The following is a 12186-nucleotide window of genomic DNA, read 5'->3' on the forward strand; positions in this document are numbered from 1 at the left end:
GCAACGTAACCTTGACTCCCTTGTTTACAAGATAACGGTACAACTTTCGATACCCCATTCTTCCTTTTAAACATTTAAATTGCATGACAATATAAACCGCTGTCTTTTTACGTTTTTTCTGATTTTCAGTGGGTTTACGATGAATATAGTCGTAAAAACCACTAACAGACACTTGTAATCGATGGCAAAGCCAGCGCACTCCAAATATTTGATTATATTGTCTTATAAACTGAAAGCGTGTTAGTTTTGGTTGCTGGCAAAGAAGGTTGCCGCCTTTTTTAGAAATTCATTTTCCTTTTTTAACGCCTGGCTTTCTCTTCGTAAAGAACGTAGTTCTTCCAGTTCATTGCTTTCATAGGAGGAAATCTGTGTAGAATATTTTTTAATCCATACATTTAGAGTTCCGTTACCCAAGTCAAATTCTCTCTGGATACTTGAAATAGAACGACCTTCTTTGATCACCAATTCAACACATTGTCTTTTAAACATTTCATCATACTGTTTTTTCATCTGAAACACCTCTTCATATAGAATAATTTATCTCTATACTGTGTTCCAGTTTTACTGTACCACCTCAAATATAACAGACCGAGAGGGTGCCCTCCAAATGTGTGAAAGGCATAAGAAAGCATTGGACAAAGTGACAAATATACTTTGTGATGGTGGGTACACAGGCCCATCTTTTGCACAATCGATAAAAGAAACGATTGATTGTTCAGTTGAAGTTATGAAACGCTCTGAACTTCACAAGTTTGTCGTGTTACCAAAACGCTGGATTGTGGAACGAACTTTTGCTTGGTTGGAAAATTACCGCAGACTATGGAAGAACTGTGAACGAACACTTGAAAATAGTAGACAGAGTTGCTTATTTGGCAGGCGTGGCGATTTTATTAAAAAGATTCTAGACAGGTTCTTAATAGATATTTCATGCTACTCTATAACCTGTTGTTTTTACAAAAATTCATTTTTATACTAACTTTCTTCTTTATCTAGATATGGTAAAATATATCCATCGCTGATATGTCCAACTATGCAATATTCATAGCAGCAAAATTACAACTAGATCTACACAACACGATTCAATATAAGATGAAGGAGTGTTATAAGTGAAAAGACATATTCGAAAAAGAGGAACAAGATGGTGTATCGTGATTGACATCGGACATGATCCAGAAACTGGAAAACGCAGGCGAAATGGTTTTCTGGTTATAAAACAAAAAAGAAGCACATGCTGATGTAGCAAAAAAAATTACGGAGTTAAATGAAGGGAATTTTGTAGAACCTTATAAAATTACTTTAAAGGCATATTTATTAGAATGGTTAGAAGTAAAAAAATGAGTTTAGAGCACCGTACGTATGTTTCTTATAAAGCCTATATCAATGCATATCTTTTACCAACTATCGGGATGGTTTCACTCCATAAATTAAATGCAATACACATTCAAAAATGCTATAAGGTCACAATAGAGAAAGGTATCGCTAACAACTCCATTCTTCTCATGCATAAAATTTTAAAGAGCGCTCTTAATTTAGCAGTAAAACAAAATTTTATTACCAAAAACCCGGCTAACTTTGCTGAAATACCAAAAAAAGAAAAATCCTCTATCCAGCCATGGACAGAGGAAGAAGTAAAGAGTTTTTTATTTCATTCACAAGATACACGATACCATATCGGCTATGTCATTGCAATTACTACAGGTATGCGTTTAGGAGAAGTTCTTGGTTTACGATGGCAAGATGTTGATTTTAAAAACAGCACTGTTACAATCAATCAAACTATTGGCTTTGATAACAAAGTTAAATTAACTGCAAAAAACAAATCATCCAAGCGTACGATTCCTGTGCCCGCAAAAACTATAGAAACTCTAAAAAAATACCGCACACAAGTTAATAAGGAGAAATTACGCTTAGGTTCTGCTTATAGAGATTTAGATTTAATTAATTGCAATGAACTGGGAGAAGTTTTAAAGAGATGTACTTTTAGAGCTCATTTCAAAAAAATTATTAAAAAAGCAGGTATAAAAGAAATAAGATTTCATGATGTAAGACATACACATGCAACCTTATTATTAAAACAAGGAGTCAATCCAAAGATTATAAGCGAAAGATTAGGTCATACAGACATTTCAATGACCTTGAGGATTTATTCACACATATTGCCAAACATGCAAAAAAAAGCTGTTAAAAACTTCGGCAAAAGTATCTTTGGATAATCATTGTTTGCAAAATGTTTGCAAATAAGCAAATCAAACTAAATAAACCTTAATATATCAAGGAATATTGACTTTATTATACTATACTCATAGTTATAATAATCATAATAATAAAGGACTGTTCGTATATATAAAATGAGGCGCTAATCAAACCGGCTCACAAGAACTGTCATGCTTTTAGGAGAGGAGTATATTATGCTACAAAATCTGTTTCCAAAACTGCGATTTGCACTAGTTGCAGTCGTTTTATTATGGATAAAAACATATATTGTGTACAAGCTAGCATTTGATATTAGAATTGATAACTTCTTTGAAGAATTTATGCTTTTTATTAACCCACTAGCTTCGTTACTTTTATTTTTTGGTTTCGCTTTACTTGCATCTAAGTACCGAAACCGAATTATTATTGTAATTAGTTTTATACTGTCATTTATTTTATTTGGAAATGCAATGTTTTACGGGTTCTATAACGATTTTGTTACTTTCCCTGTTTTATTCCAAACAAATAATATGGCTGACTTAGGGACGAGTATAAAAGAACTCTTTACGTATAAAACATTACTTTTATTTGCAGACGCAATTATTTTAATGTTTATTTCGCGTAAATTCCCATCATTTGGTGATAAAACACCACTTTCTCGCTCTGAGAAGCGAACTTTCTTTAGCGGTGTAACAGTATTACTAGCACTACAAATTGTTGTTTCAGTTATATATAAACCACAAATGTTCTCACGCTCATTTGATCGTCAAACTGTCGTGAAAAATTTAGGGCTATACACATATCATCTATTTGATATTACACTTCAATCTAAGTCTTCAGCTGAGCGTGTATTTGCAAGTGGAGACGGCTTCTCTGAAATTAAAAACTATACAGACTCAAAAGATAAACAAGTTGATAAAAACTTATTTGGAGCTGCAAAAGGTAAAAATGTAATTTTAATTTCAATGGAATCTACACAAAGTTTTGTTATTAATAAAAAAATAAATGGAAAAGAGATTACTCCATTTTTAAATGAGTTTATTAAAGATAGTTTTTATTTCGATAACTTCTATCATCAAACGGGACAAGGTAAAACTTCTGATGCTGAATTTATCGTTGAAAATTCCCTTTATCCGTTAGACCGTGGTTCTGTATTCTTTACTCATGCAACAAATGAATACACTGCCACACCAGAACAATTAAAGAAATACGGATATTCTTCTGCTGTCTTCCATTCAAACGATAAAACGTTTTGGAATCGTGATGTAATGTACCCTGCGCTTGGATATGATCGTTACTTTAATTTAAATGATTACGTAGGAACGGAACAAATGTCTGTCGGTTGGGGATTAAAAGATAAAGAGTTCTTTGAGCAATCTATTCCAAAGTTAAAATCTTTACCACAACCGTTCTATACGAAATTTATTACGTTAACAAACCATTTTCCATTTCTTCTAAATCCAGAAGATCAATATGTTGATGAATTTAATTCCGAAAGTGGTGTTTTAAATCGCTACTTCCCAACCGTTCGATACACGGATGAAGCTCTTAAATTATTTATTAAACAATTGAAAGACGAAGGACTGTATGATAATTCCGTTATTGTCATTTATGGTGATCATTACGGCATTTCTGAAAATCATAATGCAGCTATGGCTCAGTTCCTTGGGAAAGACGCTATTACACCGTTTGATTCTATGCAATTACAACGCGTCCCTCTCATTATTCATGTGCCTGGCCAAGAAGGAAAAGTCATCTCTAAAGTATCTGGTCAAATTGATATTAAACCAACGTTACTTCATTTACTTGGTATTAAAACAAATCAATCCGTAGAATTTGGAACAGACTTATTTACGAAAGAAAAAGACCCTCTTATGGTAATGCGGGACGGCAGTTTTGTTTCGGAAGATTATGTTTATACAAAAAATATGTGCTATAAAAGAAGCACAGGTGAAGAAGCTGATTTAACACTATGTCAGCCTTATATTGAAAAAGCAAAAACAGAATTAAAATTATCCGACAAACTCATTTATGGAGATTTATTACGATTTGATCCTAACAATCGATATAAAACCGGAACGATGACAACGAAATTTGAATAGTGTAGGAAGCAACTTTACAAAAGTTGCTTCCCTTTTTTTTACTTATTTTTCAAATTTCTCTTCTATACAATCTTTCACAAATTGGGAATTTCTTTCGTATGAGGAAGAAATTTATGGTATGATAAAATAAGTAAACTTTCATACACTAATTAAGAATTTATTACAGAAAGCAAGGGATCAGATTTTGTATAGAGCAGCTATTCCAAACTTATTTACGCTCGGAAATTTATATAGCGGATTTTTGTCAATCGGCTATGCATCTTTAGGATATTATAAATCAGCTGCTATTTTAGTACTTATCGGGATGATGTTAGATAGTCTTGACGGTCGTGTTGCTCGTTTATTACGCGTTGATTCACAAATGGGAAAAGAGCTTGATTCACTCGCAGATGTTGTAACGTTTGGCGCGGCACCTGCTGTGTTAATGTATTACACATCTTTCTCCAACTACGGAATCATTGGACTATACATAGCGGGATTATTCCCACTGTTCGGAGCATATCGCTTAGCACGATTTAATGTAACACCATCATCTACTTCTATGAAATATTTCACTGGAGTTCCGATTACTGCAGCAGGAGGGCTTGTCGCTTTCCTAACATTATTTTCACATACCATTCCAAAAATCGTTCTTATTACAGTATTTGTAACGTTCGCATTTTTAATGGTGAGTCGAATTCGTATCCCAAGTTTAAAAGATGTACCAATTCCACGATATAGCATAATTATTACATTATTTTTAATTGGGATCATTATCACAATGTATCAAACAGGGTTCGGTAATTTTTCTGTTTTCTTATTCATTGCTATTCCACTATATATTTTGTATATGCTATCTCAATTCATTAGACAAAGACCGTCTAAAAAAGCGAATAAAGAAAAATAAAAAGAAACCTTCCGAATATGGAAGGTTCTTTTTATTTTGTAACTAATAATTTTTGATTTACAGGTGTTACAGGTTCTTCATCGTTTAATACAGCTAAAATATTTCTCACTGCCATTTCAGCCATCGCATCACGAGTTTCGAATGTTGCATTTCCTACGTGAGGAGCAAGTACTACATTCTTTAATCCTTTTAGCTCTTCTGTAATTTTCGGTTCAAATTCAAATACGTCAAGAGCTGCACCTTCAATTTCATTCGTTTTTAGTGCATGAGCAAGTGCTGATTCATGCATAATTGGTCCACGTGAAGCATTTATAATATATGCTGTTTTCTTCATCATTTTAAACTGTTCTTCACCAATCATATGATGTAATTTCGGACTATACGCACAGTTAATTGTAATAAAGTCCGCTGTTTGTAATAATTCTTCCAACGTTACGTATGTTGCTTCCAGTTCACTTTCAGCTTCAGGCTTTCGATTTGGTCCTGTATATAAAACATTCATTCCAAATGCTTTCGCACGCTTTGCAACTGCCTTCCCGATTTCTCCAAGGCCAATAATTCCGATTGTCTTACCGTGTACTTCGCGGCCCAAGAAGAATAACGGTGCCCATCCGTTAAATCCAGTTGTACGACATAACGTATCACCTTCAGGGATTCTCCGTGCAGCTGCTAAAAGAAGTGCAAATGTTAATTCTGCTGTCGCTTCAGTTGATACTTTCGGTGTATTCGATACTGCAATTCCTTTTTCACCTGCATAAGTGAAATCAATATTATCGTAACCAGCACCGTAGTTTGCAACAATCTTTAAATGAGGTGCCGCATCAATAACTTCTTTCGTCACCTTTGTAGAAAGTAAGCTTAACAATGCATCTTTATCTTTTACACGCTCTGTTAATTCATCTAAAGAAATTAATTCTTCTTTATCATACATTTCTACATCATGATCCTTTAATAGTTCTAATCCGATTTCTGGAATTTTCCCTGCTACTAATATTTTCGCCACTACTAACACCTCTTCTATACAAAATAAGATATCTCTTATATTTCATTGTAAGAAATCCACATATAAAAACCAAGGAATTTGATTATAGTTTTGAAAATCGACACTTTTTTATCCATAAGAAAAGAGGAGATTCATCTCTCCCCTCTTCTTATGCTTTCTCTTGCGATTCTTGTCCAAGCTTTGCATCGATTGTGCCTTCTGCAACTGTATCGCTAATTTGTTCCTCGATAACTGAGTTAGCTGTAGTATTCGTTTCAGAAGTATAAGCTTGATCTGCCGCTTGTACGTTTTGTTTATTTTGTTGTTTCACCATTTTTCACCCTCCTTTTGACTCTTCCTTATTTTGAACAAAAAAGGTGGTTTTCATCAAAAAATCGTTTTTATTTTGAAATTGTTACTTCTTCTTCAAGCAATCTCATCGTTCTTACTCGTTTCGTAAATGTAGCTACGTGAGAAATATCATGATTGCGTAATGTCTTTATATTTTCTTCCACATATTTTCCTAAATCATTCGGATAATGGGCATCTGAGGAGAGAGTAATCGGAACTCCATGGTTAGCTAATACTTGTAAATAAAGCGGACTTGGACACATTTCGCGCACAGGATAGCGATAATACAATCCTGCATTTATTTCTGTTGCGGTATTCGTTTCTACTAACGCACGCGCAATTTCCTTATAATAAGAAAGCTGTTCATTCTCATCTAACCGGTAATTAAATACTTTTATGTTATCAAGATGAGCTATTATATCAAATAGCTCCGAACGAACGGCACTTTCAACTGTAGCGAAAAACGTATGATATAAAGTATGTAACTCATGCTTACCAAAATACTCTTTCGTATCTGGATTATCAAATCCCCATCCCTCTATAAAATGGACTGAACCGATTACATAATCAAAGTCTCCTAATGCTAGTAACTCTTTTAACTCTTGTTCGCCGCCGATAAAATAATCCGCTTCAATTCCAAGTTTGAGCGTTACCCCTCGTTTACTCCATCGCTCTTTTGCCTCTTCAATCGCCTTTGTAAAATCATAAAGAGACGTTACTCTTACTTGGTCTAGCCACTCCTTCTGTAAACGACCGAGTTTCGAATCACTAATATCTACATATTTTTCATAATATCCTTTCGCCTCGTGAAAACGATATAAATGATCGACAATGCCAACTTCTTTTATCCCTTTTCGCAATGCCTCTTCTAAATATAAATCAATCCATTTCGATGTAAATGGGCCTTCCTTCACACGTTTTTGCAGGCGTTCTTGTGTTTTCATAAGCCAGCCTATTGAATGTTTATCCTCTTTAAGCGGTTCATAATATTGTAGTGCATCATTTATTTTAGCAAGCCAGCCTATTGAATAAGGCCCTTCTTCTAAATGAAGGTGATAGTCCACTTTCATCCATATTCCCCCCCTTATAATGTATCTATTTCTTTTCGATCTCCTACTCTCGAAAGCTTTCCATGTCTTTCTTTCACTTCTTGCATGACATCTTCTAATGAAATATTTTTTTCAGCTAATAGAACAAAACAGTGATAGAACACATCAACCATTTCTTTTACTAGTTCTTCTTTATCATTATTTTTAGACGCGATAATTACTTCGGTGCACTCCTCACCAATTTTCTTTAAAATTTTATCTTCACCTTTTGAAAATAAATAATTCGTATATGATTCAGAGAGTGGATTTTTCTTTCGTTCTTCAATTGTTTCAAATAATAACTTAAGGATATCTTCCATATGTACCCCCCTATATAATTTTATAATGAAAACACGTTTTTTCTCCCGTATGGCAAGCAGGCCCTATTTGCTTTACGACAACAACGATTGAATCTTGATCACAGTCTAAATAAAGTGACTGAACATATTGGACATTACCTGATGTTTCTCCTTTATTCCATAACGACCTTCTTGAACGAGAATAAAACCATGTTCTTTTCGTTTCTAGCGTCTTTTCATACGCTTCTTCATTCATATAAGCTAGCATTAAAACTTCTTTCGTATCCTCTTCGATGACAACTGCCGGTATTAATCCTTTTGAAAAGTTAGGTTTCATAACCGCACCTCAACATTTGCATTTCTTAATTTTCTCTTTACGTCCTGCACTGTCGCCTCACCATAATGAAAGATTGATGCCGCAAGTGCTGCATCAACTGTTGTCTTTTGAAAGACTTCTATAATGTGATCAGCATGACCACATCCGCCTGACGCAATAACTGGTACGGAAACACTTTTTGAAATTTCTTCTGTTAAACGAAGGTCATATCCGTTTTTCGTTCCATCTGCATCCATACTCGTTAATAAAATTTCGCCTGCGCCTAGCTCGGTAACGCGCTTTGCCCACCTGATTGCATCCATTCCCGTATCAACTCTTCCGCCGTTCACATATACATTCCACTTACCTTCTGCTACTTTTCTAGCATCAATTGCTACGACAATACATTGTGAGCCAAAGTGTTCTGCCCCTTCTTCGATTAATTTTGGATTTCGTACTGCTGCTGAGTTGATTGAAACTTTATCTGCTCCAGCTCTTAGTAAATTGTACATATCTTTAACACTTGAAATCCCCCCGCCAACTGTAAGAGGAATAAATACTTTTGAAGCTGTTTTTTCTACAACATCTATAATCGTTTTTCGTCCTTCATGCGTTGCCGTAATATCCAAAAATACGATTTCATCTGCTCCCGCATTATTATATAAAGCAGCTATTTCAACAGGATCACCGACGTCTTGTAACCCTATAAAATTTACCCCCTTTACAACTCGCCCTTCTTTTACATCTAGACATGGAATAATACGTTTCGCTAACATAACTTTGTTACCTCTAACACTTCTTCTAAATCAATCGTTTTCTCGTAAAGAGCCTTACCAATTATGACGCCGTATATATTCATATCATTTAACTTTTTCACATCTTGAATAGATGCCACTCCTCCAGAAGCAATAAGACGAATAGCAACGCTTTTTTGTAGTAACTCCAATTGCTCTATATTCGGCCCTGCAAGTGTCCCGTCTTTCGAAATGTCTGTAAACACAATCGTTTGAACACCTACATTCTCCATTTGCTTTGCTAAATAAATGTAAGAAATTTCAGACACATCAAGCCAGCCTCTCGTTGCAACGAAACCATTTTTCGCATCAATACCAACAATGATTTTTTCTTTATATAGAAGAACTGCTTCTTCTAAAAATGCCTTATCATAAAGAGCAGCTGTTCCTAAAATCACTTTATCTACACCTACTGACAATAACTTCTCTACCGCTACAAGTGATCGAATTCCTCCTCCAACTTGCACAGGAATACGTACTGCCTTGCAAATTCTTTCAATAACGAGCAAATTTACTGACTCGCCAACAATTGCACCATCTAAATCAACAACGTGTAGTGTTTTCGCTCCCAATTTTTCGAATATAATCGCTTGCGCAACCGGATCTTCATTCATTACTGTTTCTTTACTAAACTCTCCTTGATAAAGTCTAACGCATCGCCCCTCTTTTAAATCGATAGCTGGGAAGATTTCCATGCTTCTACCACCCCTTTGAAATTTTTCAACATTTGCATTCCTATGTCACCGCTTTTTTCAGGATGAAACTGTGCGCCGTATATATTTCCTTTGGCTACAAAACCAGGTACTTTCACTCCATATTCACTTATCCCATACACAATTTCATTCGAACAATCTGCATAATAAGAGTGGACATAATATACGAAAGAACCGTCCTCTACTCCATTCCAAAGCGCTATTTCTCCCTCTTTCTTTAACTCATTCCATCCCATATGTGGAATTTTATACGGAACTTTTAATTTCCGAATGATACCTGGTAATAAATTCAATCCGTTACAGTCTTGTAACTCCTCACTTTTTTCAAATAAAAGCTGCATTCCTAAGCAAATGCCTAGAAGCGGTTTTCCTGAACTCCCAACTTCTTGTAACACACGCACTAAATCTTTTTCTTCCAATACATCCATCGCTTTTGGAAATGCACCTACCCCTGGTAAAATCACTCCATCACTTCTAAAAATCTCTTCTTTATCACTCGTTACGATGTACTCTGCTCCAATATATTTTAATGCTTGTTCTACACTACGAATATTTCCCATTCCATAATCTATAATAGCAATCAATTACAACATCCCTTTCGTTGAATTTACACCAGTAATGTTGGCATTTCTTTCGACTGCTTCTCTAAGCGCTCTACCAAACGCTTTAAATAACGCTTCAATTTTGTGATGTGTATTGCTTCCGTATAAAATGCGAGCATGTAATGTAATATTGGCAGCATGAGCAACAGCTCTAAAAAATTCTTCTGTTAGTTCTGTATCAAAATCCCCTAGCTTCGGATTCGTTAACTCTCCTTGAAATACAATATATGAGCGCCCGCTAATATCAATTGCGACAAAACCTAAAGATTCATCCATCGGTACATATGCGGAGCCATAACGATTAATCCCCTCTTTATTTTGCAATGCTTCTTTCAAACAATTTCCGAGTACAATTCCAACATCTTCAACTGTATGATGCGCATCAACGAATACATCGCCTTCCGCCTCCACTTGTAAACCGAATCTTCCATGCCTTGCAAATAAAGTTAGCATATGATCAAAAAATCCAACTCCCGTTTGTACAGAAACGCTCTTGCCTTCATCAAGCTGCAAACTTAATATTATTTTTGTTTCTTTCGTCTCACGTGTTTGACTGGACTCACGCATTATTCTTCCTCCTCAAATCTTATTTGAATTGCTCTCGCATGCGCATGTAGCCCTTCTTTATTGGCAAGTTCTACAATATGATGTTGTACATCTCTTAACGCTTCCTCCGTATAAGACAGAAAGCTTGATTTTTTCACGAAATCATCGACTGATAACGGTGAGAAAAACCTTGCCGTTCCACTTGTCGGTAACACATGATTCGGTCCTGCTAAATAATCACCGAGCGGTTCCGGTGCATATGGTCCAAGAAAGATAGATCCTGCATGTTTCACACAAGCTAGAGCATTCATGGGTTCTTTTATATGTAACTCTAAATGTTCTGGAGCGATTTCATTCGATAATTGAAGTGCCTCATCTAAAGAAGAAACGATAAAGATAGCTCCATTTCTATTTATCGATTCACGAGCGATTTCACTTCTTGGTAATGTTGCTAGCTGTCTTTCTACCTCTCTTTCTATTTCTTTTGCTAACCCTATACTCGTTGTAATGCAAATTGCTGTTGCTCTCTCGTCATGCTCCGCTTGTGATAATAAATCAGCAGCAATATATTTTGCATTGCCGGTTTCATCAGCAATAACTACAATTTCTGATGGTCCAGCAATCATATCGATATTTACTCTTCCGTATACTTCTCGTTTTGCTAGAGCGACGTACAAATTTCCTGGTCCAACTATTTTATCCACTTTAGGAATCGATTCCGTCCCGTATGCTAAAGCAGCAATTGCTTGCGCACCACCTATCGTATAAATTTCATCTACTCCTGCAAGGCTTGCAGCAACTAAAATATGTGGATCAATTCCTCCTTGCCTTGGTGGTGTTACCATTACAATCTTTTTCACACCAGCGAGTTTTGCTGGCAATACATTCATTAATACTGACGAAGGATACGAAGCAGTTCCGCCTGGCACATATACCCCTACATTTTCTAAAGGCCGAATGATTTGTCCTCTAATGATGCCTTCACTCGTGCAGTCGAATATTGATTGCCTTTTTTGCTTTTCGTGATACGAAATAATGTTTTTCTTCGCCTCTTTTAACGCTTCTAAAAATGAATTCTCTACAAACATACTCGCTTGTTTTATTTCTTCCTCACTTACACAAAACTCTTTAATCTCCACACCATCAAACTTTTTTGTATAAAAAGATAGGGCCTTATCTTTACTCTCCCTTACATTTTGAACGATTTCGCTTACACTTCTTTGAACAGTTCCTTCTATTATATTAGCGTTTTCTCGTAGCAATTTTATTTTCGATAACGCCTTTTGGAAATTTTCATAAATTATCTCCATTACA

General features: G+C 35.4%; 14 protein-coding genes and 2 pseudogenes. 4 read left to right on the top strand and 12 right to left on the bottom strand.

What is annotated here, in order from left to right; translation table 11 throughout:
* A pseudogene (locus CDB3_RS32425) lies at nt 1-199 on the bottom strand (IS3 family transposase); the annotation flags it as partial.
* Nucleotides 200-240: 41 nt separating this feature from the next.
* Nucleotides 241-510 (bottom strand): transposase, encoded by a 270-nt coding sequence (locus CDB3_RS17185; protein ID WP_128855338.1) that lies wholly within the window; start codon nt 508-510, stop codon nt 241-243.
* Nucleotides 511-607: 97 nt separating this feature from the next.
* Between CDB3_RS17185 and CDB3_RS17190 the strand changes: the two genes are divergently transcribed.
* From CDB3_RS17190 to pssA, 4 genes and pseudogenes are all read left to right on the top strand, one after another.
* Nucleotides 608-976 (top strand): transposase, encoded by a 369-nt coding sequence (locus CDB3_RS17190; RefSeq protein WP_372708547.1) that lies wholly within the window; start codon nt 608-610, stop codon nt 974-976.
* 130 nt (nt 977-1106) lie between these two features.
* Nucleotides 1107-2213 (top strand): annotated as a pseudogene (locus CDB3_RS17195) (tyrosine-type recombinase/integrase).
* Nucleotides 2214-2408: 195 nt separating this feature from the next.
* Complete coding sequence (locus CDB3_RS17200; RefSeq protein WP_002086724.1) at nt 2409-4295, top strand: LTA synthase family protein; 1887 nt, start codon at nt 2409-2411, stop codon at nt 4293-4295.
* 184 nt (nt 4296-4479) lie between these two features.
* Nucleotides 4480-5181: a CDP-diacylglycerol--serine O-phosphatidyltransferase gene (gene pssA / locus CDB3_RS17205; protein ID WP_044739224.1), complete on the top strand. Its 702-nt coding sequence runs from the start codon at nt 4480-4482 to the stop codon at nt 5179-5181.
* Nucleotides 5182-5212: 31 nt separating this feature from the next.
* On the opposite strand, the gene CDB3_RS17210 is transcribed toward pssA, so the two are convergent.
* From CDB3_RS17210 to hisD, 10 genes are all read right to left on the bottom strand, one after another.
* Nucleotides 5213-6184, bottom strand: coding sequence for an NAD(P)-dependent oxidoreductase (locus tag CDB3_RS17210; RefSeq protein ID WP_256869866.1), 972 nt, complete (start codon nt 6182-6184; stop codon nt 5213-5215).
* A gap of 148 nt (nt 6185-6332) precedes the next feature.
* Nucleotides 6333-6497: a YozQ family protein gene (locus CDB3_RS17215; RefSeq protein ID WP_128855341.1), complete on the bottom strand. Its 165-nt coding sequence runs from the start codon at nt 6495-6497 to the stop codon at nt 6333-6335.
* 67 nt (nt 6498-6564) lie between these two features.
* Nucleotides 6565-7584, bottom strand: coding sequence for a histidinol phosphate phosphatase domain-containing protein (locus CDB3_RS17220; RefSeq protein WP_097831787.1), 1020 nt, complete (start codon nt 7582-7584; stop codon nt 6565-6567).
* 14 nt (nt 7585-7598) lie between these two features.
* Entirely contained in the window at nt 7599-7922 is a 324-nt protein-coding gene (gene hisE / locus CDB3_RS17225; protein ID WP_097831788.1) for a phosphoribosyl-ATP diphosphatase, read from the bottom strand.
* A gap of 10 nt (nt 7923-7932) precedes the next feature.
* Entirely contained in the window at nt 7933-8238 is a 306-nt protein-coding gene (gene hisI / locus CDB3_RS17230; RefSeq protein ID WP_097831789.1) for a phosphoribosyl-AMP cyclohydrolase, read from the bottom strand.
* A complete protein-coding gene (gene hisF / locus CDB3_RS17235) occupies nt 8235-8993 on the bottom strand; it encodes an imidazoleglycerol phosphate synthase cyclase subunit (RefSeq protein ID WP_128855342.1) in 759 nt (252 codons plus the stop codon). The genes hisI and hisF overlap by 4 nt, the downstream gene beginning before the upstream one ends.
* Entirely contained in the window at nt 8987-9706 is a 720-nt protein-coding gene (gene hisA, locus CDB3_RS17240) for a 1-(5-phosphoribosyl)-5-[(5-phosphoribosylamino)methylideneamino]imidazole-4-carboxamide isomerase (protein WP_128855343.1), read from the bottom strand. Before hisA ends, hisF begins: the two co-directional genes overlap by 7 nt.
* Nucleotides 9679-10308 (bottom strand): imidazole glycerol phosphate synthase subunit HisH, encoded by a 630-nt coding sequence (gene hisH, locus CDB3_RS17245; protein ID WP_097831792.1) that lies wholly within the window; start codon nt 10306-10308, stop codon nt 9679-9681. The genes hisA and hisH overlap by 28 nt, the downstream gene beginning before the upstream one ends.
* Nucleotides 10309-10893 carry an imidazoleglycerol-phosphate dehydratase HisB gene (gene hisB, locus CDB3_RS17250; RefSeq protein ID WP_128855344.1) on the bottom strand — a complete coding sequence of 195 codons (585 nt, stop codon included), beginning with the start codon at nt 10891-10893 and terminating at the stop codon, nt 10309-10311. It lies immediately after the preceding gene.
* A complete protein-coding gene (gene hisD / locus CDB3_RS17255; RefSeq protein WP_128855345.1) occupies nt 10893-12182 on the bottom strand; it encodes a histidinol dehydrogenase in 1290 nt (429 codons plus the stop codon). The genes hisB and hisD overlap by 1 nt, the downstream gene beginning before the upstream one ends.
* Nucleotides 12183-12186: the final 4 nt, after the last annotated feature.

Origin of the sequence: Bacillus sp. CDB3, assembly GCF_002081505.1 — a bacterium.
Lineage (GTDB): Bacteria > Bacillota > Bacilli > Bacillales > Bacillaceae_G > Bacillus_A > Bacillus_A cereus_AT.